Origin of the sequence: Maribacter sp. (assembly GCF_039974175.1) — a bacterium.
Classification (GTDB): domain Bacteria; phylum Bacteroidota; class Bacteroidia; order Flavobacteriales; family Flavobacteriaceae; genus Maribacter_C.
This window is the reverse complement of record NZ_JBDWJN010000012.1, coordinates 203,346-230,038: the sequence shown is the minus strand read 5'-3', so window position 1 is coordinate 230,038 and position 26,693 is coordinate 203,346. Positions and strand designations below refer to the sequence as shown.

The following is a 26,693-nucleotide window of genomic DNA, read 5'->3' as shown; positions in this document are numbered from 1 at the left end:
TTAGTCTTTTAATTCTCAAAGCGCAGCGGTTTGGCCTCTTTTGTAAACCGGTTCATTGCATAGATACAAGCTAAAAAAGTACATGGGCCATAATCACTCAGATAGTCATAATCATCATCATCACCCAGATTTAAAAGGACGGAATCTAATTATTTCCATTGTCCTGAACATCTTGATTACCATATCTCAAGTAATGGGGGGGTTGATATCAGGAAGTCTTTCGTTACTCTCTGATGCACTACATAATTTTAGCGATGTGCTCTCTTTGATTGTGAGCTATATAGCGAATCTCCTTTCAAAGAAACCTTCTTCTACTAATAAAACATTTGGGTACAAACGCGCTGAAATCATTGCTGCTTTTGTCAATGCAGCAACATTGATGATCGTGGCTGTGATTTTAATTATTGAAGCAATTGAACGTTTTCAAAATCCGCAAGAGGTGGAATCTAATTTAGTGATTTGGTTGTCTATATTAGGAATCGCCGCAAACGGATTCAGTGTGCTCCTCCTAAAAAAAGATGCCGATAGCAATATGAATATGAAGTCGGCTTATTTGCACTTACTAACTGATATGATGGCGTCGGTAGCGGTCTTGATCGGGGGAATTCTAATGAAATACTATCAGTGGTATTGGGTCGACCCTGCTTTGACTTTGGCTATTGCTGTGTATTTGATATTTATGGGATTTGATTTGTTAAAACAATCGACCCGGGTATTGATGTTGTTTACACCCAATTCAATACAGGTGCAGGAAATTGTTGAAGCCATTGGCAAAATAAAACCCATAAAAAATGTACATCATGTACATGTTTGGCAGTTGAATGAAGACGAAGTACATCTTGAAGCCCATATCGATTTTAATGAGGATATTCGCTTATCTGAATTTGATGCGATTTTAGAAAGAATAGAGGAAGAGGTCTATCATAATCACGGTATCAACCACGTGAATATTCAACCGGAGTTTGGGAAGTGTGATAGCAAGCAGGTAATTGTACAAGATTAGATGTAAGACCGCTGTGCTCTTAGACAAAAAAAATTTTAATAGGCACTTGTTTAAGCATTATAACGTATTCAAGTTTGAGGTAAAAGTTTTAAAATAATGTTATGCTCAGGATTTCGACAAAAACCTTTGATGAATTAACCACTAGCGAGTTGTACGGCCTATTACAACTGCGTTCCGAAATTTTTGTGGTTGAACAAGAATGTGTCTATCAAGATGTAGATGGAAAAGACCAAAAAGCGGTGCATGTGATTGGTACCAAAGATCACAAAATTGTGGCCTACACCAGAATCTTTAAGGGAGGTGACTATTTAGCACAAGCCAGTATTGGTCGCGTGGCGGTTGCCGCTGGAGAACGTCAACACGGTTACGGCTTGGAAATTATGAAAGCTTCTATCAAGGTAGTGGAGGAAAGATTCAAAGAAACTTCAATAGCACTTTCAGCACAAACCTATTTAAAACGCTTCTACAACTCCCTTGGTTTTATTGAAAAAGGTGGTGAATACTTAGAAGATGGTATTCCACACGTACTGATGCTCAAAGGGTAATTTGTAGAAATCGCATCACCAATTTGTAGATCATAAAATTTTCAAATTGTAAAAGTGCCTCTGCTCAAATCATAATTATTTTACATTTCCTAAATGCCAATTGCTTAAGAATATATTCTAATGACCTCGCCAGAAACCCTTCCAAGTACACTTCTGCGGTAGCCCATTAACATTTTATCCATTGGAATAGGAGGGTGGCCTGGAAAATAAGCCTCGTATTTGTCGTAAGCATCCATCACCACACCCGAAGAAACTACATTAACCCGAATCTTTTTTGGCATCTCAATAGCCGCTGCTTTTACAAAACTATGGATGCCACCATTTACCATGGCTGCACTCGTGGTCATATACACCGGGTCATCAGCTAGTATTCCTGTTGTGAGTGTTATCGAACCCTCAGGTTTTAGGCAGTTGTGTGCATAACGTACTATATTTACCTGACCCATCAATTTACTGCGCAAACCAACATAAAAATCTGCTTCAGACATATCTTTTAAAGGAGCCCATTTTGCTTCTCCAGCAGCACAAATAATGGCATCTACCCCACCTGTTTTTTTTATTTTGCTAAAAAGTTGCTTTATAGATGTAGTATCGGCGATATCAACCGGATAATCTTTTGAACTTCGACCCGCCACAAGAACCTGATGGTCTTTTGAGAAAAATGATACGAGGTGTTTTCCAATAGTTCCTGAACCGCCAATAACAGCTATTTTCATTTTTTATACGTTTAAGTTGAATTGCTATAATTAAATGTTTCGATGTTTCATTTTAGATTTTTTGGAGCAGAAACGCGGTATATTGCAGTAGCAGCTCTTCATTGTGTTTGAACTAAGACCATTTTCCATGTCGGGTCGTAATCAGCAAGCCACATTTTTCAATATGTGACCAGTAAGTAGAAATCATAGATTTAGAAGGACCCGATTTTTCTTAAATGTAGGTCATAAAAACTCCATCATGACAGTCCTATAGGTTCTTTCTGGCACTTTCGGCCATTCCAAAATGCAATTCTTGGAATGTTAGACAAACATTTGCCAGTTTCGGTAGCCGTTTGAGATCCATACAACTAATATATCGATAATTCTCGATATATAGGAATGAACTCTGAGATTTTAGCAACTAAGAAGTATATCGTAAAGAGCGTAATACCAAAAATGGATGGTTATTGACCGCAACATCTTGCATTGCGTTTTGCTGCTCAGAGCTAGGTATGAGGGCATGTTTATAAATTATAGATGCTTTTGCCTATCAATTTGAGGTGTCTATGGTATACCAATCTTATGTACCCTCACTTGAAACGAGCTCGACGCTGGAAATTGAATTCAGATGGAAACAGAATGCCAAAAAAAAGAACTAAATTTCCATACATAACCCAATTATTGAGATTGATGAAAAAGATAAGTCTACGCTGTGCAGTCGCCCTATTGCTATTGACTGCCTGCGTTGAAACCCCTAAAGAAGAAAATCTATTGGCCGAACACTTACAGGAAGTAAAGGCGAAATTCGCCCCTGATAAAAGGGTAGCGCTTTTTGAGGTGACAGCCAAACTGAAAGGTGATTTGGTGGTTTTAAAAGGCGAAAGCAATCTTCCAGATGCTGTTACCGCCCTCAAGGAAAAGTTGAATGGCGAAAACCTAGCTTTTATTGATAGTATTCAACTTTTGCCTTCCCAAGAAGTACAGGGAAAAACAAATGGATTGATAAACAACTCGGTTTCCAACCTTCGTAGTAATCCCAAGCATTCAGCAGAATTGGCAACCCAGGCTACTTTAGGTACACCGGTACAAATTTACAAAAGGGAAGGCGACTGGTATTACGTACAAACACCTGACAAATACCTGTCTTGGGTTGACAATGGAGGAATAATTTCCCTATCGGATGAAGAGCATAACAGTTGGAAATCTGCCGAAAAAATTATTTATACCAAAACCTATGGACACTCTTATACGGAACCCGATGCTAGATCTCAAGTGGTCACCGATTTGGTCGCTGGCGGCGTATTGGAATTTTTGAATGAGCAAAATGACTATTATGCCGTAAAGTATCCAGATGGTAGAATTGGGTATGTCAGTAAAAACGAATCACAACCTTATGAACAATGGATAGCTGCAATGAATGCGACCGGAGAATCTTTGATAGCGACCTCAAAAACCTTGGTAGGGGTGCCCTATTTGTGGGGTGGCACTTCTACCAAAGGCATGGATTGTAGTGGTTTTACTAAAACCATTTATTTCTTAAATGGAATGGTGATTCCAAGAGACGCTTCACAACAAGTACATACTGGAAAACAAATTGACGAGCATAAAAACTTTGCGCATTTGGAAAAAGGAGATTTGTTATTTTTCGGAAGAAAAGCAACTGATTCCACTAAAGAAAAGGTAGTACATGTGGGTATGTGGATCGGCAATAACGAATTCATTCATGCATCGAACCAAGTGCGTGTGAGCAGCATGGATAGCAAGGCAGAGAATTTTGACGAGTATAACTTGAATCGATATTTACGATCAAAACGTATTCTAAGGGAGAAAGACAAAGATTTGATTGATTTAAAACGCACCCCGCTCTTTAAGTAATCGTTGTTGCGAACGGTCATTCTGAGCGTGTTTAATAGAGAGCGTGAAACAAACTGTTTCTCGCAAAGCCCGACAGCTTAATTTTCCATAAGATACTTCTTCGTAAAGAGTTTATAATACAACTGTTTTTCCGGTTCTGAAAGATTCGTCGGCGGCCAAAACGATGCGCAGACTATTGACGGCATCGCGCAAGTGATCACTTAAATTTAAATCATTCTGAATAGCTTTCAGAAAATATTCTTGCTCCAAACGGCAAAGCGCGTCGTGGTCGGGTTCGTCTGAAGTGTCGATGATTTCGTCTGGTTTTGTAAAATTTCCAGATGCATCAGTGGCGCTATGATGTAGTTTTAAGGCTCCAGTTTTCGAGTGATCATCCACACTGTCGGAATCACCCTTAGCCTGATCAACGATTGACACGCAACCTTTGGGACCGATGACGTCTTTTACGAAAAAGGCGGTTTCGCTCATCATAGGTCCCCAACCCGCTTCGTACCAACCTACAGAACCATCTTTAAACCGTACTTGTAATTGTCCGTAGTTATACATTTCCAAATCGATTTCATCTGATAGTCTAGCGCCGATTGCACTGACACTTATCGGCTCCGATTGTGTCATTAAACACATTACATCTACATAATGCACGCCGCAATCCACAATAGGAGACATAGAATTCATGAGCTGTTTGTGGGTGTACCAATTGGCACCTGAACTTTGTTGGTTGAGGTTCATGCGCATGACCAAGGGTTTGCCGAGGGTTCGAGCTACTTCGACAAATTTTGCCCATGCCGGGTGTACTCGAAGAATATAACCCACAACTATTTTTTTGCCTTTTTGATGCGCTAAATCGACCAAGGTTTGTGCATCTTTAACCGTTAATGCCAAAGGCTTTTCTATAAAAACGTGCGCATTGCTATTCAAAGCGGCTTTGACATATTCATAATGCGTATCAGGATAGGTATTTATTGAAACTGCCTCCGGAGTCGTTTCTATCAAAGCTGTCTCAAAATTTTCAAAGGTGCGATAGCCCCCTAATTCTTTTGACAATTTCATACGACTTGCAGGTTTTCGGCTTACAAGACCGACGATTTCGAAATCTTTCATTTGATGATAGGCCCTTGCATGAGAAGTGCCCATATTACCACAACCTACAACTAAAACGCTGATTTTCTGCATAGTTTGGTTATTCTAATTATCTTGTTATGTCAAGTTAGAAAATATAAGTAACAAATGGAAAACACTATCCTTTTGATATTTTTGGGCCTGATTTGCTCAGTAACCCGCCCAATTGAGAAGAAATGGAATGAAAATCCACCCCAAACGCCTAACATTCTATTTTTAATCGCCGATGATTGGTCGTATCCTCATGCAGGTGCGTATGGTGATAAAGTAGTACACACCCCAACCTTTGACTGGCTAGCTGAAAATGGGGCGGTTTTTGAAAATGCCTATTGTAGCGCCCCGTCATGTTCACCTTCACGTGCGAGCATTTTACTGGGAAGGTATCCGCACCAAAATGAAAGTGCTGGAAATTTGTGGTCGGTCATTCCTAATAAATTTCCGAATTGGGTTTCCTTATTGAAGGAAGCGGGTTATCATTCTGGAAAAAGCCGAAAAGGTTGGGCTCCAGGAGATTTTAAGGCAGGTGGCTATGAGCATAATCCTGCCGGTAGGGATTACCCCGACTTTAGAACGTTTTTAAAGAATAAGAAAGACGAACAGCCATTTGTCTATTGGTTCGGCAGTAGTGACCCACATCGGATTTATGAGACCAATAGCGGCGTCAAAACAGGCATGGACCTGAGTCTGGTCGAGGTACCGGGTTTTCTTCCTGACTTACCTTGCGTCAGAAATGACATCCTCGATTACTATTATGAAGTGGAGCGTTTTGATAGGGAGTGTGGTAACATTATCGCCCAGTTGAAGGAAAACCAAATGCTTGAAAACACATTAATAATAATGACAAGTGATAACGGCATGCCATTTCCGAGGGCAAAGGCAACATTATACGATTATGGCACACGTATGCCGCTAGCGATGTACTGGAAAGACCATATTGAAGGAGGAAAGATCGTTACAGACTTTATGAATTTTGTTGATTTCGCCCCAACGTTTTTGGAAGCAGCCCAACTAGAGATTCCCTTAGTTTTTAGTGGAAGCAGTTTGCTCGAAATCTTTACTTCACAGGGAAATAAATCTGACCGGACTAAAGTCTTTTTAGAACGTGAACGCCACGCCAACGTGCGCAAGGGCGATTTGAGTTATCCAATAAGGGCTATTCGCACTAAAGAATTTCTGTATATCAAGAATTTTGAACCAGATCGTTGGCCAGCTGGTGATCCGAATGCCCATATTTCGGTTGGGCAATATGGCGATGTCGATAATTCCATTTCAAAGTTTCTAATCATGAAAATGGAAGGAAAACTTTCAGACAAAAACTATTTTAAATTGGCCTTTGGGAAACGACCATCGGAAGAATTATACCGCTTAAGCAATGACCCTTTTAACCTAAAAAATGAAATAGAAAATAAGGCCTATCGGGCTGATGTTATAAGCCTAAGAAAGGAATTGAAAAATTGGATGAAGCAAACCAATGACTTGAGAGCGACCGAACCCCTTACCATTTATTGGGACACACTCTTATATACTCCTGAGTACGATTTTCAGAATTTTGATTTGGATAAAAAAATAGAGGAATATCAAATGGCTATTCAAAAAGGAAATAAGTTCAGGGTGATTCCCTGCGAACAATAACTTGGAATGACTTCGATGCATATCTAATGATTTCCTTTTCAGCTCCTAATTTTTCGGTGCCGCGTAGAGGATGGGTTTCGATTGTTCAGTCAGCGATGTTATAATTCATCTTTGTTCGGTTTAGGATATAATTGCAAAACCAAAGCTTTACAAAACACAAGCTGATCTCCCCTTGGCTTAGCGCTATCAGAATTATTTTTCATATAGGCCGCTACAAATACTTTAAATCGCAACCTTTCAATCATGTTGAGCATCTCAGAATCTGCCTTAGCACCTCGCTTGCTTAGTTTTTTAAACACACTATCCCACCAATCGAGGTTTGCATTTTTTGGATTTTCATAATCGCTATCAAAACGTTTGAGAAGAATAGGGGTCCAAACATCTTCCTTATTAAAGGCCTTTTCACGAGACTTAAGAGTTTTAATATAAACTTTGTCTTTTTTAATATTTTGAAGCTTTTGGCTTACGGAATCTAGGTTAAAGAATGAGCCGTAAGTGTTAACAGCACGTTCATAATATGCTGCAGCAAGAAGAGGTTGATTGTTTTTGATGGCGATTTCAGCTCCCTCAAGATTCTTTGTATAGCCTTTCATGACTTCGCTTTCGGGTTTTTTAAGATGACCATTTTTTAGAGATTCTATTTCAAGCCAGGCGAAAGCCATTAAAATTTGCTCAATTGGGGGCCACTTATGACCGCCGTCGAACGTAAAAAGGGTGTTACGAAGATTTAAACGATTTAGATATTTTCGAACACCAACCATTTCTTTAAAATTCATATCTCGGTCTCCACAAAGACCAGCGTAAGCGAAATTCTGTTTTGAAGGCATATAAGTGGGATTTGCTATAAACCCTGCTCCGCAGGCTATAACTCCTGTAATTTGATCGCTTTGCGTTGCTATAGCTGTTGCCAAGCGTGACCCTCCAGAAAACCCTGCCAGATAAATTCGGTTTTCACTGATTTTGAAATTTGAAAAAACATGATTAAAAAGACGTTGTGCGATCGCAATGTTCCGATCTAAAGATCCGTTTCTAGAATTGTTGGAACAGACGATAATATGGTTGTAGGTTTCTGCTGCTTTAACAAATGTCTCAACGCCCTCTTTACCGTTACCAGAAGGAGAAAAAACAATAAGAACAGGCGAAGGTATATCAGTGTTGTAGGCTATCGGAAGATATAGCGCAAAAGACTCATTGGTACTATTTGCAACAGGTATAGAATCAATTATCACTCCCGGTTCAAATTGTTGAGCACTTAAGACAGTGCTAAAAAGGTAAAAAATTATTAAAGCTCTTAAATTCATCCTACTATTCTAAGGCAAAAGCGATAATCTGATTTCCTTTTTTCGTGCCTAGTTTTTCACCTCCACAGGCAATCGCTATATATTGTTTGCCATTCACCTCATACATTGCAGGGGTAGCAAAAGCAGCAGCAGGAAGTTTGTATTGCCAAAGTATATGACCCGTATGTTTATTAAAAACCCTAAAATAGCCGTCCTTGGTTGCCGCAATAAATAGGAGTCCGTTTTCAGTTACCACAGCGCCCCCGTAGTTTTCACAACCCGTTCCTTTACCTGCTTCACCTAATTGCGGGGTATCTCCGAAGGGTATCGACCAAATATACTCGCCGGTATTTAAATCGATGGCATGCATTGTTCCCCAAGGCGGAGAAATTCCCGGAAGGCCCTTATTGTCCAAAAATTTATTGTATCCCGTGTGTTTGTAGCTTGGGTCATTGGTTCTTTCAATAGATGTTTCAACCACATTGTGTTGCACTTCCTCCTCGAATAGGAATCGAAGTAAGGCATCTATCTCCTCTTTTTCAAGTTGTGGAAAGCCAGTCATCATTCCTTTCCCATTGGTGATTATAGTTGCGACCTCAGACTTTTCTTTTCGCAACTGAAGATCTAATAAGGAAGGAAACCCACTTGCTATTATTCCTTCACGATTATTTTGATGGCAGCTGGCACAGTATTGTTGATAAGCGGCTTTTCCCTGTGGCATCTCTTTGGCAATAGGATCGGCTAGACCTAGTTGTAGATTCCATGCCATTTCGTTTGAATTCACATATATAATCCCTTCATCAGGGTCTGCAGCGGTACCTCCCCATTCGGCGGCTCCATCATAACCGGGAAATAAAAAATTCGGTGTTAAAGCCGGAGGCGCATAGAGCCGTTTATCTGAAGTTTTAAAAATTTCCAGCAGCTCCTCTTTGTTTTCTGCAAAGGCACTAATATCGGTCTGCGTCAAATCTTGGGCTTGTCTTGCAAAAGGTTTTGGCTTTACAGGAATCGGTTGGGTAGGCCATGCTTCTTCTCCGAGAATGGTCGTAGGAGGAACGGGCACCTCTTCAATATCAAACAAAGGTTCACCTGTCTTTCGATGAAATACATATACATAACCCTGTTTGGTCACTTGTGCTACGGCAGGAATCTTTTTCCCATGGCGTTCGACCATCAATAGATTCGGTGGGGCAGGAGGGTCACGGTCCCAAATGTCGTGATGGGTAAATTGAAAGTGCCAAAGGCGCTTTCCGGTATTGGCATCCAATGCCAAAAGGCTGTTGGCGTACAGATTGCTTCCCAAGCGGTTACCACCGTAAAAATCAGGAGCGGCCGAACCTGTTGGCACATAAATTATTCCGGTTTCTTCGTCAACTGCCATTCCGGCCCAGTTGTTTGCTGCCCCAACAATCGAACTTTCCCTAGGATCCTCGCTCCAGGTTTCGTAACCCGCTTCCCCCTTTTCAGGCAAGGTGTGAAAAACCCATTCCACCACTCCGGTAATTAGGTTGAAGGCCATAATATCTCCGGGAGGAGCACCCTGACCTTCTGATACACGCAAGGGCATTACAATAAGGTCTTTATAAACAGTACCCGGTGTGTTCGATATGACAAATTTGTTTTTCGCAGATTCAGGCATGCCCGATCGCATATCTATTTTTCCATTATTTCCAAAAGAAGGAATAGGCTTTCCTGTTAAGGCGTCTAGGGCAAAAAGGTCAGAACCACGTGTGCAAAGAATACGTTTGTCATTACCTTTCTCCCAATAGGAAACCCCTCGGGAAGTAGAATGCCAAACTTTAACCGAATCACCAAACTGCCAGATTTCTTTTCCGGTTTCGGCATGTAAAGCGACTACACGCAAAGCCGCGGTAACTCCGTATAAAATAGAATCGACCACAATGGGGTTCATTTGCATTTGCCCCCAGTCTGAAGCTTCATACGACCAGGCAACTTTCAGATGCTGTACGTTTTCAGGAGTGATCTGGGAAAGGGTTGAAAAGTGGCTACGACCAGAATCACCCAAATAAGACGACCATGTGGAATAGGCAGTTTTGAACGAGCTCTTTTCTTCCTTTGGAGCGCAATTATAAGGGAGTATTCCAACCAGGGCCAGAGAAACCAATATAGGAGCAAATTTTCGTAAATACATTTAAACAATAGATGGTTCCTTTAAAACTACATAAATTTTGCCAATAGCTTGTTCGCTCTTGCAGAAACCGATTTTCGTGTATCGGCACTTAAACGTTCCAAATGTGGAATTAGCCAAGACCTCAATTTTTGATCGTTTGTAGACCAATGCGATAGGGTTTGCATCGTAGTATGGAGAACGATCCAATCATTATAATTGGCAAGATTGTGCGTGAGCAGGTTCTTAGCGGCTTGGATTTGTTGTGGTGTCATATCTTTTTCCAAGCTTAGGAATAGTTGAGCTAGGGTCCATTGTGCTGACGCCTGGTCAATGTTTGAAATATCGCTTAGAAATTTGTCAAGATAGGGAACAAGCAAGTCTTTGCGTTCCTTGCAAATACGTTTCATGGCATTAGAAACTCTTAAGCGAACCACCTCATCGTAGCTAAAATAACAATTAAATAGTTCTTCAAATCGGCTAGGGTTTTGCAGTACGCTTTCAACAACCTCAAGGGTATTTCCTAAAGAATTCGGATGTCCACCGCTTAAAAGTTCTTCAAAGTCGTTCATAGTCTAAAGTTAAATGAAATAGCGTTTTAAGATACGAGTCACTGAAGTTTTATATGACGCACCAAACAAATTGAGGTGTACGAGCAAATAGTAGAGTTGATAGAGGTCATTACGCTCATGTTCACCCGCTGTTTTCGGAAATTGCTCTTCATAGGCTTTGTAGAAACTATGGTCAAACCCTCCAAAAAGTTTGGTCATGGCAACATCGACCTCATGGTGCCCAAAATACACAGCTGGGTCGATAAGATATGGTGTTCCATCTTTAGCAATCAGATAGTTGCCACTCCATAGATCTCCGTGAAGCAAAGAAGGCTTCACCTTTGGGAATAAGGTTTCACAGGTTTTTATAATTTGCAATTCAGATGGAATCTCATCGCGCGAAAGGCCTCCTTTATTTTTAGCCATTTGCAATTGCGGCAGCAAACGTTTTTGGGTATAGAAAGCGATCCAATCAGTGTGTTTTTCGTTAGCTTGTGGAAGACTCCCGATGTAGTTGTTGGTTTTCCAACCGAAAGCATTTGAGGAAGACAGTTGATGCATGGTGGCCAATTGCTGTCCCAAACGTTGCATATCGTTTGCAGAAGCCTGTTTTGGCTCGATATATTCTAGCAAGAGAAAGGCCCCTTCATTTAGTTTTTCGCAAAGCAGTACTTTGGGTGTTGCAATCGTTTTAGTTTCAGCAATAGCTTCAAGCCCGGCTTTTTCAGCTTGAAACAATTGAAAAGCACCACTATCGGAATTGCATTTGCAGAAAAAGCGTTCGGAATCAGATTCTAGTAAGAAAGCCTTTGATATATCACCACCGGAAAGCGACTCAACCCGTGTAATACGAATACAAAGCAGGTATTCGATTTGAGCTATTAGGTCTTTGTCCATACTGGTTAAAGATCAAATTGGTCTCTGAAGTTCGCTATGTTAAATCCTTTTGCAAGTACAGTTTTGGCTTGCTCACTTTCCAAATCTAACAAGGCGTTTGTGTGATTAAAATGAATAAAGTAGATTTTTGCCTTTTCCGTACTGGAAAGGTTTTTGAACAAAGCCATACTTTCAATCACGAAAGGATGGGGGATACTTGAGATATCACGAGTGTTCAGTTCGTTTCCGTCAAAAAAGCTGGCGTCGAGAAATGCATAATCAACGGTTTTGATGACTTCTGAAATATCACTATTCCATTTTTCCCACTTATCAATATCTGGTATGAATAAAGCGCTCTTATTAGGGCCTTGAATTCTATAACCTACGGTTTCAGAGAATTCATCGCGATGAGGTACTTGCATTGGTACCACTTTTAGATTTGATGTAAGCGAAACCTCCTTTTTGTTTTCAATGGAATGCAGTTCAATGTTGTTTTCAGAAACCAACTGACTCCATGGTCCGTTCTCTTCTAAAAACCCCTTCATTTTAGGCATCACGTAGGTTGGAACGGCATTGGCATTGGTTGCTTCTTTCCCCAAAAACATTAGTCCTGAATAATGCCCAATATGCGCATGGGTCAAGAAAATACCGCTGGGTAAATCATCGGCTTCCCAAGAGCAAAAATTTTTTAAAAGTTTAGCCTGTTCGGAAATATCGGGCGTAGCCTCAAAAAGATAGGTTTGTCGGTTCTGATGGTCAAGAACCCCTAAAGAAACAACTTTTCTGCTGGGGTTTGGATTTTCAAACAAAACTGCACAACATTCCTTCTTACAGGCAATATGTGGTGATCCGGCGTCTTGAAGGGTACCTAAAACTACCAAAGACACCCCATTCTTAATCGATAGCATGGGTTGAATAGCGTTGGCTTTCCCTTTCACAACCTTTTTGTTAACTCGCTCAGTGCAACTGACGAAAACGAAAAGAAGCACAAGAACTTTCAAAGCGGTTTTTACCACCAAAGGAATTATTAAAACAAAATTTTTAGACATGGGTTTTAGTGCTGTTTGTACCTTCCGAGAAGAGGAGCTAATACTTCTCCATAAGCGTTTGCATACTGCTCCATACCCAAGTCTGTTGGGTGGGTGCCATCAACAAAGGCATCGTTCGAAAGATTGATTTTGTTTCTTGGCAGTAGGTAAAGATATCGAATTCTATCGCGTTGAAAATCAATAAAAACCTCACTTGTCCAGCGATTTAGGGTCTTATAGACCTCGTTACGAGAACGATCTACTTCACCATCGCTATAGCCCGCATGATGTGTGAGTAAAATTCTTGCTCTTGGTCTTTTGTTTCGTATATGGTGAACACTATTTTGAATACGCTTTTTGATTTCTTCTTCTGTACGTTCTTCGTTTGGACTCAAATTGGGTAGACAGTCTAAAACATACACTTGGGCGTCAATCTCCGTAATCAAATCAAGCACTTCTTGTTCTAAGCGACCGTTTCCCGAAAAACCCAAGTTGACCACTGGATAATCTAACTTTCGGCTTACGATATTTGTCCATGCCATACCTGGCCTTGAAGCACAGGCGCCCTGAGCAATTGATGTTCCGTAAACTACAACTGGTTTTTCTTTTCGCTGTGGCAGAAATTTGATGGCACTTCCTTTCGGAATGCCAATTTTCAGGTTTTTGCAATTGTTGTACAGCGGAAGGTATAACTGGTACTCACGACCTCCTTTGGGACTGTTTTCTGATTTGAAATGGTATTGAACGATGTCACCGAAGGTGCTCCTTCCCCGGTACCATAACCAATCATTCACTTCATTTTTCCCATATAAATCTACGCCACTAACTCCTGTTGCTGGCATATGGTTCATGGCGTGATTTCCATCAACTTCATATTCGATTTGAAGACTATCTGCATCTGTTTTAAAACGAATAGAGAGTCCAGCAGCATGTCTTGAGAGCGACCATACAGGATTTCTAACTAGGTTTTCCGCTTGACCAGGCAATCGGGCATAACCGATATCGGACCAGCCTTGACCTTCAATTTTGTTCAAAGTCTCCAAAGGATCATGCCAAGTGTAGGAAGTGATTTCTTGAGCCGATAGCAAACAAGTCCATAAAGTAAATAACAAACCAATGTACTTGAGGCATTTCATGTATAACGTATTAATTGTTTTTAACTTCTCTTTCCCCGGTATGATCTACACCTTGAGCGCGTTCCAAAACGATCATGGCCTTTGGCCTAAAATTGGTGATCAGGGCTCTTCTGTTGCTAGTTGTAGAATTGCCACGGCTATAGTGCAATGTACCGCCTTGATGAAAGACACACGAGCCAGGCTGAAGTTCTATAAACACCGAATTATCTTCACTACCGTCGCATTGTAGCGCTCCTTTGTTACCGGTTTGCGCATGAGGAAGAATTGGCGAAAGATGTGATTTTGGCGTGTACCACATACATCCATTTTCTTTATACGCATGGTCGATCGCTACCCAGCAACTCGCGGCTCTTTTGTCTGGCATATTGATCCAATACGCAGCATCTTGATGCCATGGTGTAATAGTATTTGTGTTTGGCGCTTTGTTGATGAGCATGTCAAAATCTAGCTCGATATCGTTGCCCATTAAAATCTTAGCTATTCTCAATGACTCTTGATGAATGGGTTTTTGCAACAACTCTGGAACCAGTTTACTTGGCACCATGATTTGAGTTATATTTTCTTTCTCCTCGTCGCCACCTGAAAGATCGGAACGATACTGGGAAGCATCTATGCTATTGTCGAGAAACGAATTGTATAGACTGCAATAGTAGTCTACCTCAGACTTGGAAATCAGGTTCTCAACCACTAAATATCCTTCTTGTTCAAAGAAAGATTTTTGTTTTGCTGATATCATAGGCTTGCCTTCTAATAGGAATGAAAGGTAAAGAAAATTTCATTTTGACGCTTATGAATTTAGGGTGATTGTCGTAATTGCCAGATTAATGCTTAAATTGAGTGAGCATAGCCAATCAAAACCTTCAGCATGTCACAACTTGCAGCCAATGTTTCAAAACGCCTCTTTTCTTTGGATGTCTTTCGCGGACTGACGATGTTCTTACTGGTAGCCGAAGCAGCGGGCTTTCATCATAACTTTACCGAGTTAACCGACGGAACGGCTTTTTCAGCACTTGCACAACAATTACATCACCACCCTTGGAACGGCCTAAGATTTTGGGATCTGATTCAGCCGTTTTTCATGTTTATAGTTGGGGTGGCCATGCCATTTTCACTTCGGAAACGTTTAACAACTCAAACCAAGGGTCAAGTGACCAAACACATATTACGACGATGCTTTTTGCTCTTTGCGTTTGGCGTTCTTTTGCATTGTGTTTATAGCCATGCCTTGGTATGGGAACTATGGAATGTACTCGTACAATTGGCATTTACCATTTTGATCGCCTACGCGATAATGCATCTTCCACATAAAGTACAGATTGGCATCTCAGTTGGTTTACTTGTGCTTATAGAAGCGCTATACCGGCTTTATAATCCCGAAGCGCCTTATGCACAAGGACATGAAAGTTTTGGTTCATGGGGAGATATGCTGACCATGGGAAAAACAAATGGCGGGTATTGGGTTTTTGTCAACTTTATACCAACCGCAGCACACACGATTTGGGGAGTTGTTTGCGGACAGATCTTATTAAGCCATAAATCGCAAAAAGAAAAGCTTAAAGCTTTTTTGATTTGGGGAACGGTTATTTTGATTTTCGGTTTTGCTATGGACTGGCTTAACATCACACCAATAGTAAAGAGAATAGCCACTTCATCTTTTACACTAGCTTCCGGAGGTATAGCCATTTTAACTTTAACGCTATTTTACTGGGCAATCGATGTCAAGAATAACCATGGTAAATGGCTAAGGATTTTTTCTGTGGTCGGTACAAATTCTATTTTCATTTATCTTTTTGCCGAAACGGTAGGTGTACAATGGTTTCGTGATTTTGGAAAAATTTGGACCGAGGGTCTTCTATCGCCTCTTGGACTTTCTGAAAAATTGATTATGGTAATTAATGCGCTGTTTGTGCTTTTCATTTTTTGGTATATTACCTACTTTTTAGACAAGCACAAGGTCTATTTTAAGGTTTAACAACCCTTCCTGTTTATTTGAGCGCCTCGTGCCTTGGGGAGAACCAAAAACAAAATAGCGTATATTTTCTTGACAACTTGATTTTAACACAATACATTATGAAACCAATGAGATGCTTTATTGCTTTGCTAGTACTCTCAGGCACATCTTTGCATTGTCTTGCACAAAGTGAAGATGAATGGAAAGATCTTTTCAACGGAAAGGATTTAAGCGGATGGACAACCAAAATTCACCATTATGAAGTGGGAGATAACTACGGCAATACGTTTCGTGTGGAGGACAGCATTATTAAGGTACGGTATGATGAATATGAGGGAGATTTTAACGATCGCTTTTCACATTTGTATTTTGACGAGCCGTACTCCTATTTTCATTTGTCGCTAGAGTATCGCTTTGTGGGTGAACCGCACCCGGGTGCACCGGTGTTTATAGTTCAGAACAGCGGGGTTATGTTCCATTCGCAAGATCCAAGAACGATGTTGAAGGAACAAAACTGGCCGATATCGGTAGAAATGCAATTTTTGGGAGGTTTGGAAAAAGGAAAAGAACGTCCTACCGGGAATATGTGTTCGCCGGGAACTGATGTAGAATATGAGGGTAAAATTGACCCGAGACATTGTATCAGCTCGTCGTCAAAAACGTACTTTGGAGACCAATGGGTACAAGCTGACTTGATTGTTCGAGGTGATTCCTTGGTTACCCATATGATCAACGGGAAGACCGTTTTGGAATATACCAAACCACGGGTTGGTGGTGAAGTGGTTTCTGGGCACGACCCCAAAATGAAACCTGACGGTCAATTATTAGAAGAGGGCTTCATTGCCTTACAAAGTGAAGGGCAGCCTATTGATTTTCGAAATATCAAAATAAAAAACCTAAAGGGTTGTATGAATCCAAAGGCCACCAACTATAGCAAGCATTATATCAATTCTGATGTTGATTCTTGTGTGTACAACTAAAACTACATCAAATCCTCAGGATATTTTCCGCCAACCGTCCAACCACCGTCTACCGGAATAGTTTGCCCATTAATGTGCGTAGCTTCTTCTGAAAGTAGAAAAAGAACCGTTTTGGCTATATCTTCTGGTTTGCCAACACGTGCATTGGGGTTCAATTTACCCCATATTCCTTCGTAGTCGGGTTGTTCTTGCTGCGTACGTTCCGTTAGGGTGGCTCCAGGGGCAACGGCGTTCGCGGTGATTTTGTGTTTGCCGAGTACATAGGCCAAGTTCTTGGCCATCATGCGGAGCGCTGCTTTGGTCATGCCATAAGCGGTAAGATGTTGATAGGCTTGAATACCCACCTGAGATGACATGAAAACCATGCTGCCGCGGTCACCTTGTTTTATCATTTGCTTGGCCGCTCTTTGCGCTAAAAAAAAGGCACCGTGCAAGTTGAGGTTCATGACCTTTTGAAAGGAATCAGGGGTGAATTCTAAAAAATCACCGAAAAGGGTAATGCCCGCATTGGGAATAATGAAATTTACTTTACCAAAGTTGGAAATTGTAAAATCAACCATTTCATTGATTACCGAAATGGCACCAGCATCTCCTGAGAAAGGCAAACACATATCAGCGTACGCGCTATTGATTTCTTCAGCCGCCTCATTTGCCTTTGTGGTGTCAATATCATTAAGAATAACTTTGGCGCCATGGGCAGCCAATAGCTGCGCTACCGCAAAGCCGATGCCTTCTCCCGCACCTGTAACAATGGCCACTTTGTCTTTTATACCTGAGTACGACATCAATCTTTGAAATAGGTTATTTGTTTTCCCGACACTTCGAGGCGGTGTTCAAAAAGTCCGCCGCTTAGCGGAAAATTTTTGAGTTGCATTTTGTTTAAACCGCTTCTTGCGGTGGTAATATACAAAGTCTTTAAATCTTCTCCACCAAAACAACAAGAGGTCACATGCGGCGCAGCAACATGAATTTCCTCTAAAACCTGAGCTGTTAGAGGGTTCCATCTCCGAACACAACCTCCACCCCAATGAGCAATCCACAGCATGTCTTCAGCATCGATGCACATTCCATCGGGAGTGCCATAATCCTCGGGAATGACTACAGCCGTCTTTTTATTGGAGATTTGCCCTGTTTTGATATCATAATCGTAAGAACAGACCTGATAAGTAGGAGAGTCTACAAAAAAAAATTTCTTGTGGTCGGATGTCCAAGCCATTCCATTGGAGATGGTAGTTTTTGGTATTTTAATGGTCGTTCGAAAATTTGGGGTTACCCTATATAAATTTCCCGTTTTAAGATGAAACTGTTTGTGCATGCTCCCAATCCAAAAATTACCAGCAGGGCTAACCTTGCCATCGTTAAAGCGCATACTGCGGTCATTGTTTTCCAATACATAGTGCCAGTTCAACCTTTCTTCTTTCAAGTCAAAGCTCGCCAATCCTGATTCAAAAGCGAGGAGTATTTTCCCAGATTTTGTAGGAACTGCGGCCCCTATCATGTTGTCAAAAGTCCAGCGTTGATTTTCTCCGTTTACCATATGGTAGCAATACAAAATACAGCCTTCGATATCAACCCAAAAGAGGAGCTTTTTTTTCCAATCCCATACCGGACCTTCTCCCAAAGTTGCTTTGACGTCTAACAACAAATTAGCTTTATTCGAAATAATTTTGGACATTATGGTGTCTAAAAATGATATTTAAAGATAAGATTATGCAAAAGGTTTTTACCATATTAATAGCAGTTTGTTGTATTCAAATAGCAAATGCGCAAAATGACACAATTCCGAAAACGGCCTTTACTAAAATGTATCTGCCAGTATGGATAGAAGCTACCGAACATTGCTTAGAAGTTGCTAAGGCAATGCCAGAGGAGAAGTACGGTTACAAACCAACAGTAGTGAGTAAAACCTTTGCGGAACAAATGGTGCATATCGCTGCAGCAAATAAGTTGATCACCAGACGCTATGTTTTGGGGATGAAGGTGGAGCCAAATACGCCTGATGCTTCTAAATTTACAAAGGCGGAGATCTTGGCCATGATGCAAGAGAGTTTTGATTTCACCACTCAAATAATACAAACGATCGAACAGCAGCAGTTAGATGAAACCTGTAAGATGTACCATAGCGGAAATGTAGTAAGTAGGGCATTTGCACTATTTTTTACGCAAGACCATATGGCCAACCATCGTGCGAAGTCGAATTTGTATTTGCGGATGAATGGTGTTGAGCCGCCTGAGTATACCTGGTAGCTTTTTTAAGTAAACCTGAAGGCTTCTATGCTAACGCTTTTCGATTTGTTCGGCAAGCAAGAGTTCCAATTCCGAAAATTTTATTTTTAGAGAATTTGATGTTATCGATAGCGGAGAACCGTACATTTTGTGATTTGCGGCCATTGCTTTTTTAGCAATTTTATTTCGGGCACGGTTGATATATTTTTCAGCATCAGAAGTATAGATCATCAAAATTTTAGAAGATGCGATTTCCAATTTTGACATTCCAGTGATGTCAGCCCATTCGATGAGCCCAACACTTGTTGCTCCAGAGTTGTCAATTATTCCCATATCATTTATGACCAGCCCAAATTTCTTACTAAAGACTTTTTTAGCAATGAAAATAGCGCATAAGCCGAAAAATAATATTGCCACAATTCCGGCTACCAAGACCATACTTTCGGAGAACCGAGGAGAAACAAATCTTTGCGGTGTTATAACCGTCCAAAATCCGAAAACTACAAAAAGCAAAGCCGCTATCAACAGGAGACCGATCTTAGACTTACTTAATGGAATTTTGATTTCGTCCAATTTTTTATATCAGGTATTTCAAATTGACATTTACTTCAAAATTCCCTCATACTTTTCAGTATTCCCCAAAAGCTCTGTGGCGGCCAAGATCGCATCGTCATTTTGCAGATAGTACTCATAAAGTCCTTCACGATAGAAATAACGCTTGACGATTTCATCTTCCAACTTGCTTTGAATTTCCTTTTGGTGTGTTTCCAAAGCCGCCGTTTTGCTCTTCTCAATATCCAGTAACAAGGTTTTAAAATCCTCTGCTACTGCAGCGTTGAAGATAACGTCATCTTTATTGCTCATGGCCTCTTTGATCGCCTTTTCTGTTTTGGTTTCAAACGAAAAATCACTTTGCGAAACGAAGGCTTTGAAATTCTGAAAATCACCATCTGAAAATTTGAAATTACTTACTTCGGCTAGTTGGTTTTTATAGTAATAATCCGTCGCGAAGTCGAATATCACGTTGTTGTTCAACAATGCAGTCGTCAAAGGATTCGCTTTTACTGCTTCAATCTCTATATCAGGCAATACGCCCCCACCGTCTTCAACCTTTCTTCCATTTCTGGTTTTGAATTCATTAAAGGTTGTATTGCGAATAGCATTATTGTTTTCATCTCTGTTCCAATAATCTAGCGACTGAATACATCTTCCAGATGGCGTGAAATATCTTGAAATGGTAACTTTCAACTGTGTTCCATAGGTAAGTCTTAGTGGGCGTTGCACCAAACCTTTGCCAAAACTTCTCGCTCCCATAACCACAGCACGATCTAAATCTTGCAGGCTTCCTGAGACTATTTCGCTTGCCGAAGCACTACTTCCATTTACCAAAACTACCAATGGAATTTCTGTATCTACGGCTTTGTTTTTGGTCTTGTACTCACGGTTAAACTTTTTGACTTTTGATTTCGTCGTTACAATAAGCTCCCCTTTATCTATAAAAAGATTGGTTACGTTTATAGCTTCCGAGAGTAATCCACCCGGATTTCCGCGAAGATCTAAGATGATTTTCTTGGCGCCTTTTCCTTGCAGGTCTATGAGTGCAGCTTTGGTTTGGCTTGAGGCTTTTGCATTAAACTTCGCCAAAACAATATAACCTGTTTTATCGTCTACCATTTTGTAAAAAGGTACGGCATCTACCTCAACGCCAGCTCTGGTAATGGTAGCGGTTTTGGTTTCACCCTGCCTCTTGTAGGTAACAGTTACCGAAGTGTTGTTGGCACCTTTTAGAAGCTCACTTCCGTTATCGTCGAAGTCGCCAATGTTGATATCTCCTATATTAATGATTTGGTCACCTGCTTTTAGCCCGGCTTTGTCTGCAGGATAGCCCTTGTAAGGTTCAATTATCACTAATTTATCTTGGTAAGATCGAACCGTGGCTCCAATACCAGAGTATTCCCCGGCATTGTTGATTTTGTAGGCCTCTACATCTTGCTCATTTAAGAACTTGGTATACGGGTCTAACTCATCTAACATATTTTTAATGGCAGTATCCATTAGTTCAGCAGGGTTGGTCTCATCCACGTAGTTCATGTTTAACTCTTTGAAAAGGGTGGTGAAAATTTCAATTTGCTTGGCGATTTCGAAAAAATCACCTTTAAAACTACTGCCTGTTATCAATATTACGACTGCAAAAACAGGGATTAAAATCTTTTTTTTAAGCAATTTATTCATCGTCGATTTTCTTTTTGAATTTATGAAGCGCCGCTTTCAAATTCTGTTCTACAAGTGAATAGTCGGGCATCTCTTTACCAAGATATAAAAATAGAAACGCAAAAGTGCCTTTACTATTGTTAAAAACTAGGGCTTTATTGAGCCGATAACTTTCACGCATTAAACGTTTAATACGGTTGCGTTTTACTGCGCTTTTGAAGTTTTTTTTTGGAACTGTAACTCCCGTTTGAATGGGCACATCAAAAGGCAGCGCTGTTTTAAGATATATAAGTTTTATCGGATAATTTGAAACGCTCTTCCCTTCTGTAAAAAGCCGCTCAATTAACTTTTTACTTTTCAGTTTTTCTTTTCTGGGAAACGTAAACTTCATATGGGCATAAAAGTAAACAATATAGGCTGGTTTTGATTTATGATAATTGTCATAGTTGTCATTAACCGAAGACATTAAATTCGTTGAGGTTCATATACTATAATCAGGTTAACCCAAAATACAAGACCCATGGGCGAGTTAGACGTTGAGCGCTTAGTAGGAAGTACCCTAAAGGAGAAGTACATTTCACAATTATTAGGTGATTTGGAAGCCATAGAACAGATGCTTGACCAGCGAATGTTTGATACCGACATTCATATAGGTGCGGAGCAAGAATTTTGTTTGGTTAACGAACAATGGGAACCTTCAAATAAGGCAATGGAGGTGCTAAAAGCGCTGAATGACCCGCATTTTACAAATGAAATAGCGCTTTATAATCTTGAGGCAAATCTTGACCCCTTGTTGCTTACCGAAGATTGTTTCGCAAAATTACACGAGCAGCTTAACGACTTACTAGCAAAGGCAAAGACAGTGGCCGCAAAACAAAACCTAAAAGTAATTCTTACCGGAATCTTGCCAACGATTGATTCTCGACATTTGCATACGTCCTTTATGACTCCTGTTGAGAGATATCAGGTTCTTGACGAAACCATTCGTGACTTACGTGGTGATGATCTTGAACTACACATCAAGGGTGTTGACGAATTGAATTTACATCACGACTCTATTCTTTTTGAAGGATGCAATACTAGTTTTCAAGCACATTTGCAGCTAGACGCCACTGATTTTGCAGCAGGTTACAATTGGGCGCAAGCCATTGCTGGCCCCGTATTGTCGATTTGTGCCAATTCACCCATTTTAATGGGAAGAGAATTATGGCAAGAAACCCGAATTGCTCTTTTTACGCAAAGCGTTGACACAAGAGCCAGTAATTTTTTGCTGAATGAGCGTGATGCTAGAGTGGGGTTTGGAAACGATTGGGCAAGGGGTTCGATCGTTGATTTTTATAAAGATAGCATTGTGAACTTTAGAAGCTTACTAAGCGCTAATTTCTCAACAGATAGCTTACTTGAATTGAAGCAAGGGAAAATTCCCAAACTACAAGCCCTACAACTTCACAATGGAACGGTATATAAATGGAATCGCCTTTGTTATGGTGTTACCAAAGGAAAACCCCACGTACGCATCGAGAATCGATATATGCCTTCGGGTCCTACAACAACAGACGAAATCGCCAATTTTATGTTTTGGGCAGGAATCATGTGTGGTAGGCCCAGACATTTAGATAATATCCATGAAAAAATGGATTTTAAAGATGCCAAGGGAAATTTTTATAATGCCGCCCGTTATGGAACCGCCGCTCAATTTTATTGGGAAGGAAAATTAATTCCTTGTAAGGAACTATTACTTGACCATTTTTTACCTATGGCGTATAGAGGTTTGTACAGCATGAATGTTTTACCTAGAGATGCTGAAAAGTATTTGGCCGTGATAGAAAATCGTATAAAAAATAAGAACGGAGCTCGCTGGACAATACAGAGCTTTAGAGAGCTCAAGAAGGAACATAAAACCGCAGATGCCTTGCGCATTTTGACCGCCAGCATCTATGAACACGAACAAAAAGGATATACGGTAGATGCTTGGAGATTGGCACGCGGAAATGAATATGTACCCGAGGAAGATCAAAAACAATTGCGCCATTATATGAACACAAAAATTGTAACTGCTCAAGAAAACGATAGTGCAGATTTAGTGCTCAAAATGATGCAATGGCGGAACATACATCATGTTCCTATAATGGATATTCACTTTAATTTGGTCGGCTTGTTGACCTGGGAAGATGTCAAAAACTACCAGCATAAGCCAGAGGCGCTGAAGAAGTCGGTAAAGAGCATAATGAAGACAAAGTTGATAACGGCTACTGCAGATATAGCGATGCTGGAAGCAAAAGAAACGATGCAGCTTCACCAGATCAATTGTCTACCCGTAATCAAAGGAAAAAAGCTCGTGGGCATCATTACAACCAACGACTTTTAAGGAATGTTGGAATCTTTTGACCCCCTACGGCGCGTACAACATATCAGTCGCTTTATAGGGCAGGTGGTTGGCGAAGAAAAAGGACCAAGCCTTATTTTTTTTGGAGGAATTCACGGCAATGAACCAGCGGGAGTTAAGGCGCTAGAGCATCTTTTCAATACGCTTGAAAAAAACGTTTTTAAGATTCGCGGAACCTTAGTCGGAATTCGAGCGAACCTACCTGCATTGTTACAGGGAAAGCGATTTTTAGACCAAGATCTAAATCGTCTTTGGACTGAAGAAAAGATGGCAGAAATAAAGGCCAAACCCAGCGCCGAGCGCGAACGAGAAGAAATGGAGCTTCTAGAGCTCGAACAGTTGATTGGCGAAATACTAATTGCATATGAGCCCCCGTTTTACTTTATTGATTTTCACACTACATCAAGTAAGACGCTCCCGTTTATAACTATTAATGATGCATTGATCAATCGAAAATTTTCGCAACAGTTTCCTTTGCCTATTATTCTAGGTATTGAAGAATTTCTAGAGGGCCCGTTGTTGAGCCGAATGAATAAGTTAGGGTATGTGTCTTTGGGGTTTGAGTCTGGTCAGCATGTAGCAGAATCAGCTGTGAAAAATAGTATTGCCTTCTTGTGGTTGACTTTGGTTTTTGCTGGTGCGCTACCTAAACAAGACGTTTTGCATTTTGACAGCTACTATGAAGAGCTTCGGTCTTCTGCCAACGAAGACTCGAATTTTTACGAGGTGACCTACAGACATGAACTGCGTAAAAGAGATGATTTCAGCATGCTCAATGGGTACACCAGTTTTCAAAAAGTAACAAAGGGTACGTTTATGGCCATACAGAATAGAAAAAAGATTTTAGCCAAAGAAAATTCGATTTTGTTTATGCCCCTATATCAAAAACAGGGCGCAGAAGGCTTTTTCCTTATTAAGAAAACACCGAAATGGGCTTTGAAAATATCGACCTTATTCCGCAAATCGAAATTCGATCGTCTATTGTGCCTTCTGCCGGGAATTTCTTGGAGCAGCACAACCAAAGAAAGTCTGTTGGTGAATCTTTCTGTAGCGCGTTATTTTACAAAATCTTTCTTTCATCTCCTCGGATATCGAAATCGCCAAGTTGATAAAACGCAAATCATTATGCACAATAGAGAGCGTGCAGCAAAAAACGAAATGTATCGGAATACGCCTTGGTACTAGTTTTTAGGCATAGGCTGAGGTTGCCAAGTATTGTTTTCTTGATTCATATCGGCCATCAATTGAGACGGATCAATCATAACCGCTTTGATATCTTCCAAAGGGCGGTCTACGCTAAAACCAAAGGAAGGGTTTGCCCAGGTCCAATCTGCCAAAACCGTTCTTTTTAATTGTGGATATGGATTCTCTTTTTCGCCCCGCATCATTTGTAGTGGCGCATAGAAGGTTTCTTGAGTACCATCATTGTAAACCACCAAAATATCTATAGGCATGGGCATCAATCCGATACGCTCGAGCTTGATTTTCGTCTTTTCACCATCAGCCGCTACTTCCTTGATTCCATAATCGATGGTGTTTGTAGTTTGCGTCCAATCGGTCAGATACCAATCCAATTCGATACCCGAAACCTTCTCTGCGGTACGTTTGATATCGTTAGGTACAGGATGCTTAAATTTAAAGTCGGCATAATATTTCCGAAGCGATTCCATCAATTTATCTTGCCCAATTACATAGCCCAGTTGTGATAAGAAGATAGCCCCTTTGCTATAGGCCGAAATTCCATAGGGAGTATTTGAATCGTAACGATCAGCATGGGTTCCTTGCGGTTGTTCTTTGCCAGAATTCACCAAGTAGTAATACCCCTTATAGGAATTCTCGAATGGATTTTGTTTGTTCTGTTCTCGAATCTCGTTGCTGCAAAGCGCCGAAACGAATGAGGTAAACCCTTCATCCATCCATTCGTGCTTGGCTTCATTGGTAGCCAATACGTGTTGAAACCAGGAGTGAGCCAATTCGTGAATCATTGTGCCGATGACACTTCCTGGCTTGTCTCCGCCAGTAATTAAGGTTGCCATGGCATATTCCATACCACCATCTCCGCCTTGAATGACCGAGTATTGTTTATAGGGGTACGCTCCAATATTTTTATTGAAAAATCGCATTGCTTTTTCGGTCAAGGGCTGCACTTTGGTCCAGGTATCCCTATAAATCGAGTCGTTTTTGTAAAGAAAATGGAGCGTAGGCCCATCTTCCATTTGCAATGTATCATGCACATACTCAGGATCTGCTGCCCACATAAAATCATGTACCATCGGCGCCTTAAAATGCCAGGTTAAGGTTTTACCTCTTGGTTTTTTGACCTTGGTACCCGGCGCTTCATAGCCGTGACCTATTTCTTGAGGGTTTTGTAAGTATCCAGTGCCACCAACAACATAGGTCTTGTCGATGGTTAATTTTAAATCGAAATCACCCCAAACGCCATGAAATTCACGTGCGATGTAAGGGTCGGCATGCCAACCTTCAAAGTCATATTCGGCTAATTTTGGATACCATTGGCTCATCGAGAGCGCTACACCATCTTTGTTGTTTCTTCCAGAACGTCGAATTTGAACCGGCACCTGGCCCTTAAATTCCATTTCGAAAGTAGTTTGGCCACCGGTCGGAATGGGCTTTGCTAAATCAACAACCAAAACAGTACCTTCCTCGCTGAAATTAACGGCAGCACCATCTTGCGTTAAGGAAATCGCATGTAAATAGCCAATTTCGGTTTCCGTTAAAGAAGCAATTCTACTTTTCTTTTCAGGGGTTGTCATTCTTCCATCGGGGTCTGCAATGTGTTGCAGGCGCATGTCCATTTCGCTTCCGGGCTGGAAAGCGTTAAAATAAAGATGATAGTAAACCCGGCTTAACGCATCGGGAGAATTATTGGTATAGATCAATTTTTGGGTTCCGGTGTACTGAAAATTCTCCACATTCATGTCTACCTCCATTGTATAATCAACATGTTGTTGCCAATAATTGGTGGAGTTTTGTGCTGTTGTCAAGCCGGTACATCCGAACAAAAGAAATAAAAGAACTAAAGCATTGAAATTTTTATACTGCATAGTATA

Annotated in this window: 24 protein-coding genes; 9 read left to right on the top strand and 15 right to left on the bottom strand. The window is 40.8% G+C overall.

The genetic code is table 11. The features are described 5' to 3' along the window. Window positions 1–82 precede the first annotated feature (82 nt). Both ABJN95_RS17280 and ABJN95_RS17275 read left to right on the top strand, forming a co-directional pair. Window positions 83–1,003 (top strand): cation diffusion facilitator family transporter, encoded by a 921-nt coding sequence (locus ABJN95_RS17280; RefSeq protein ID WP_348372243.1) that lies wholly within the window; start codon window positions 83–85, stop codon window positions 1,001–1,003. Window positions 1,004–1,104: 101 nt separating this feature from the next. Further along, window positions 1,105–1,548: a GNAT family N-acetyltransferase gene (locus ABJN95_RS17275; protein WP_348372242.1), complete on the top strand. Its 444-nt coding sequence runs from the start codon at window positions 1,105–1,107 to the stop codon at window positions 1,546–1,548. A gap of 104 nt (window positions 1,549–1,652) precedes the next feature. Here the strand turns inward: ABJN95_RS17275 and ABJN95_RS17270 are convergent, their stop codons facing one another. Beyond that, a complete protein-coding gene (locus ABJN95_RS17270) occupies window positions 1,653–2,264 on the bottom strand; it encodes a short chain dehydrogenase (protein ID WP_348372240.1) in 612 nt (203 codons plus the stop codon). A 669-nt stretch (window positions 2,265–2,933) separates the two neighbouring features. Between ABJN95_RS17270 and ABJN95_RS17265 the strand changes: the two genes are divergently transcribed. Next, on the top strand, window positions 2,934–4,118 hold the full coding sequence (locus ABJN95_RS17265; protein ID WP_348372238.1) for an NlpC/P60 family protein: 1,185 nt from the start codon (window positions 2,934–2,936) through the stop codon (window positions 4,116–4,118). A gap of 111 nt (window positions 4,119–4,229) precedes the next feature. Here ABJN95_RS17265 and ABJN95_RS17260 read toward each other — a convergent pair whose 3' ends face one another. Then, a complete protein-coding gene (locus tag ABJN95_RS17260) occupies window positions 4,230–5,291 on the bottom strand; it encodes a Gfo/Idh/MocA family oxidoreductase (protein WP_348372236.1) in 1,062 nt (353 codons plus the stop codon). Window positions 5,292–5,345: 54 nt separating this feature from the next. On the opposite strand from ABJN95_RS17260, the gene ABJN95_RS17255 reads away from it, so the two are divergent. After that, a complete protein-coding gene (locus ABJN95_RS17255; protein ID WP_348372235.1) occupies window positions 5,346–6,869 on the top strand; it encodes a sulfatase in 1,524 nt (507 codons plus the stop codon). 98 nt (window positions 6,870–6,967) lie between these two features. Here the strand turns inward: ABJN95_RS17255 and ABJN95_RS17250 are convergent, their stop codons facing one another. From ABJN95_RS17250 to ABJN95_RS17220, 7 genes are read right to left on the bottom strand one after another with little or no spacing between them, the layout of a single operon-like run. Further along, window positions 6,968–8,170, bottom strand: a complete 1,203-nt coding sequence (locus ABJN95_RS17250) for a hypothetical protein (RefSeq protein ID WP_348372232.1) — start codon at window positions 8,168–8,170, stop codon at window positions 6,968–6,970. 4 nt (window positions 8,171–8,174) lie between these two features. Continuing rightward, a complete protein-coding gene (locus tag ABJN95_RS17245; RefSeq protein WP_348372231.1) occupies window positions 8,175–10,301 on the bottom strand; it encodes a PQQ-binding-like beta-propeller repeat protein in 2,127 nt (708 codons plus the stop codon). Window positions 10,302–10,327: 26 nt separating this feature from the next. After that, window positions 10,328–10,849 carry a hypothetical protein gene (locus ABJN95_RS17240; protein WP_348372229.1) on the bottom strand — a complete coding sequence of 174 codons (522 nt, stop codon included), beginning with the start codon at window positions 10,847–10,849 and terminating at the stop codon, window positions 10,328–10,330. Between the two features lie 9 nt (window positions 10,850–10,858). Beyond that, the gene (locus ABJN95_RS17235) at window positions 10,859–11,725 is read right to left on the bottom strand and encodes a fructosamine kinase family protein (RefSeq protein ID WP_348372228.1); all 867 of its coding nucleotides are present in this window, start codon (window positions 11,723–11,725) and stop codon (window positions 10,859–10,861) included. A gap of 5 nt (window positions 11,726–11,730) precedes the next feature. After that, on the bottom strand, window positions 11,731–12,753 hold the full coding sequence (locus ABJN95_RS17230; RefSeq protein WP_348372226.1) for an MBL fold metallo-hydrolase: 1,023 nt from the start codon (window positions 12,751–12,753) through the stop codon (window positions 11,731–11,733). Between the two features lie 5 nt (window positions 12,754–12,758). Further along, complete coding sequence (locus ABJN95_RS17225; RefSeq protein ID WP_348372225.1) at window positions 12,759–13,868, bottom strand: SGNH/GDSL hydrolase family protein; 1,110 nt, start codon at window positions 13,866–13,868, stop codon at window positions 12,759–12,761. 10 nt (window positions 13,869–13,878) lie between these two features. Next, entirely contained in the window at window positions 13,879–14,604 is a 726-nt protein-coding gene (locus tag ABJN95_RS17220; protein WP_348372223.1) for a phytanoyl-CoA dioxygenase family protein, read from the bottom strand. Window positions 14,605–14,733: 129 nt separating this feature from the next. Between ABJN95_RS17220 and ABJN95_RS17215 the strand changes: the two genes are divergently transcribed. Continuing rightward, window positions 14,734–15,840: a DUF5009 domain-containing protein gene (locus ABJN95_RS17215; RefSeq protein ID WP_348372222.1), complete on the top strand. Its 1,107-nt coding sequence runs from the start codon at window positions 14,734–14,736 to the stop codon at window positions 15,838–15,840. 98 nt (window positions 15,841–15,938) lie between these two features. Beyond that, window positions 15,939–16,799, top strand: a complete 861-nt coding sequence (locus ABJN95_RS17210) for a DUF1080 domain-containing protein (protein ID WP_348372220.1) — start codon at window positions 15,939–15,941, stop codon at window positions 16,797–16,799. A 2-nt stretch (window positions 16,800–16,801) separates the two neighbouring features. Here the strand turns inward: ABJN95_RS17210 and ABJN95_RS17205 are convergent, their stop codons facing one another. Next, window positions 16,802–17,584 carry an SDR family oxidoreductase gene (locus tag ABJN95_RS17205; protein WP_348372219.1) on the bottom strand — a complete coding sequence of 261 codons (783 nt, stop codon included), beginning with the start codon at window positions 17,582–17,584 and terminating at the stop codon, window positions 16,802–16,804. Next, window positions 17,584–18,474 carry an SMP-30/gluconolactonase/LRE family protein gene (locus tag ABJN95_RS17200; RefSeq protein ID WP_348372218.1) on the bottom strand — a complete coding sequence of 297 codons (891 nt, stop codon included), beginning with the start codon at window positions 18,472–18,474 and terminating at the stop codon, window positions 17,584–17,586. The genes ABJN95_RS17205 and ABJN95_RS17200 overlap by 1 nt, the downstream gene beginning before the upstream one ends. A gap of 35 nt (window positions 18,475–18,509) precedes the next feature. Here ABJN95_RS17200 and ABJN95_RS17195 point away from each other — a divergent pair, with 35 nt between their 5' ends. Beyond that, the gene (locus tag ABJN95_RS17195) at window positions 18,510–19,046 is read left to right on the top strand and encodes a DinB family protein (protein WP_348372217.1); all 537 of its coding nucleotides are present in this window, start codon (window positions 18,510–18,512) and stop codon (window positions 19,044–19,046) included. A 30-nt stretch (window positions 19,047–19,076) separates the two neighbouring features. Here ABJN95_RS17195 and ABJN95_RS17190 read toward each other — a convergent pair whose 3' ends face one another. Genes ABJN95_RS17190 through rnpA form a run of 3 tightly spaced genes read right to left on the bottom strand, consistent with a single transcriptional unit; the run spans window position 19,077 to window position 21,702 of the window. Continuing rightward, window positions 19,077–19,598 (bottom strand): STM3941 family protein, encoded by a 522-nt coding sequence (locus ABJN95_RS17190; RefSeq protein WP_348372215.1) that lies wholly within the window; start codon window positions 19,596–19,598, stop codon window positions 19,077–19,079. A 30-nt stretch (window positions 19,599–19,628) separates the two neighbouring features. Continuing rightward, the gene (locus tag ABJN95_RS17185; RefSeq protein WP_348372214.1) at window positions 19,629–21,257 is read right to left on the bottom strand and encodes a S41 family peptidase; all 1,629 of its coding nucleotides are present in this window, start codon (window positions 21,255–21,257) and stop codon (window positions 19,629–19,631) included. After that, a complete protein-coding gene (rnpA, locus tag ABJN95_RS17180; RefSeq protein ID WP_348372212.1) occupies window positions 21,250–21,702 on the bottom strand; it encodes a ribonuclease P protein component in 453 nt (150 codons plus the stop codon). Before rnpA ends, ABJN95_RS17185 begins: the two co-directional genes overlap by 8 nt. A gap of 54 nt (window positions 21,703–21,756) precedes the next feature. Here rnpA and ABJN95_RS17175 point away from each other — a divergent pair, with 54 nt between their 5' ends. After that, window positions 21,757–23,604, top strand: a complete 1,848-nt coding sequence (locus ABJN95_RS17175) for a CBS domain-containing protein (RefSeq protein ID WP_348372211.1) — start codon at window positions 21,757–21,759, stop codon at window positions 23,602–23,604. 3 nt (window positions 23,605–23,607) lie between these two features. Continuing rightward, window positions 23,608–24,807 (top strand): succinylglutamate desuccinylase/aspartoacylase family protein, encoded by a 1,200-nt coding sequence (locus ABJN95_RS17170; RefSeq protein ID WP_348372210.1) that lies wholly within the window; start codon window positions 23,608–23,610, stop codon window positions 24,805–24,807. Here the strand turns inward: ABJN95_RS17170 and ABJN95_RS17165 are convergent. Then, a complete protein-coding gene (locus tag ABJN95_RS17165; protein WP_348372208.1) occupies window positions 24,804–26,687 on the bottom strand; it encodes a M1 family metallopeptidase in 1,884 nt (627 codons plus the stop codon). The two genes, ABJN95_RS17170 and ABJN95_RS17165, sit on opposite strands and share 4 nt — an antisense overlap. Window positions 26,688–26,693: the final 6 nt, after the last annotated feature.

Excerpts from the sequence above, each read along its gene's own strand:
- ABJN95_RS17280 (WP_348372243.1), top strand. The coding sequence starts at position 83 with ATGGGCCATAATCACTCAGATAGTCATAATCATCATCATCACCCAGAT.
- ABJN95_RS17275 (WP_348372242.1), top strand. The coding sequence starts at position 1,105 with ATGCTCAGGATTTCGACAAAAACCTTTGATGAATTAACCACTAGCGAG.
- ABJN95_RS17270 (WP_348372240.1), bottom strand. The coding sequence starts at position 2,264 with ATGAAAATAGCTGTTATTGGCGGTTCAGGAACTATTGGAAAACACCTC.
- ABJN95_RS17265 (WP_348372238.1), top strand. The coding sequence starts at position 2,934 with ATGAAAAAGATAAGTCTACGCTGTGCAGTCGCCCTATTGCTATTGACT.
- ABJN95_RS17260 (WP_348372236.1), bottom strand. The coding sequence starts at position 5,291 with ATGCAGAAAATCAGCGTTTTAGTTGTAGGTTGTGGTAATATGGGCACT.
- ABJN95_RS17255 (WP_348372235.1), top strand. The coding sequence starts at position 5,346 with ATGGAAAACACTATCCTTTTGATATTTTTGGGCCTGATTTGCTCAGTA.
- ABJN95_RS17250 (WP_348372232.1), bottom strand. The coding sequence starts at position 8,170 with ATGAATTTAAGAGCTTTAATAATTTTTTACCTTTTTAGCACTGTCTTA.
- ABJN95_RS17245 (WP_348372231.1), bottom strand. The coding sequence starts at position 10,301 with ATGTATTTACGAAAATTTGCTCCTATATTGGTTTCTCTGGCCCTGGTT.
- ABJN95_RS17240 (WP_348372229.1), bottom strand. The coding sequence starts at position 10,849 with ATGAACGACTTTGAAGAACTTTTAAGCGGTGGACATCCGAATTCTTTA.
- ABJN95_RS17235 (WP_348372228.1), bottom strand. The coding sequence starts at position 11,725 with ATGGACAAAGACCTAATAGCTCAAATCGAATACCTGCTTTGTATTCGT.
- ABJN95_RS17230 (WP_348372226.1), bottom strand. The coding sequence starts at position 12,753 with ATGTCTAAAAATTTTGTTTTAATAATTCCTTTGGTGGTAAAAACCGCT.
- ABJN95_RS17225 (WP_348372225.1), bottom strand. The coding sequence starts at position 13,868 with ATGAAATGCCTCAAGTACATTGGTTTGTTATTTACTTTATGGACTTGT.
- ABJN95_RS17220 (WP_348372223.1), bottom strand. The coding sequence starts at position 14,604 with ATGATATCAGCAAAACAAAAATCTTTCTTTGAACAAGAAGGATATTTA.
- ABJN95_RS17215 (WP_348372222.1), top strand. The coding sequence starts at position 14,734 with ATGTCACAACTTGCAGCCAATGTTTCAAAACGCCTCTTTTCTTTGGAT.
- ABJN95_RS17210 (WP_348372220.1), top strand. The coding sequence starts at position 15,939 with ATGAAACCAATGAGATGCTTTATTGCTTTGCTAGTACTCTCAGGCACA.
- ABJN95_RS17205 (WP_348372219.1), bottom strand. The coding sequence starts at position 17,584 with ATGTCGTACTCAGGTATAAAAGACAAAGTGGCCATTGTTACAGGTGCG.
- ABJN95_RS17200 (WP_348372218.1), bottom strand. The coding sequence starts at position 18,474 with ATGTCCAAAATTATTTCGAATAAAGCTAATTTGTTGTTAGACGTCAAA.
- ABJN95_RS17195 (WP_348372217.1), top strand. The coding sequence starts at position 18,510 with ATGCAAAAGGTTTTTACCATATTAATAGCAGTTTGTTGTATTCAAATA.
- ABJN95_RS17185 (WP_348372214.1), bottom strand. The coding sequence starts at position 21,257 with ATGAATAAATTGCTTAAAAAAAAGATTTTAATCCCTGTTTTTGCAGTC.
- rnpA (WP_348372212.1), bottom strand. The coding sequence starts at position 21,702 with ATGTCTTCGGTTAATGACAACTATGACAATTATCATAAATCAAAACCA.
- ABJN95_RS17175 (WP_348372211.1), top strand. The coding sequence starts at position 21,757 with ATGGGCGAGTTAGACGTTGAGCGCTTAGTAGGAAGTACCCTAAAGGAG.
- ABJN95_RS17170 (WP_348372210.1), top strand. The coding sequence starts at position 23,608 with ATGTTGGAATCTTTTGACCCCCTACGGCGCGTACAACATATCAGTCGC.
- ABJN95_RS17165 (WP_348372208.1), bottom strand. The coding sequence starts at position 26,687 with ATGCAGTATAAAAATTTCAATGCTTTAGTTCTTTTATTTCTTTTGTTC.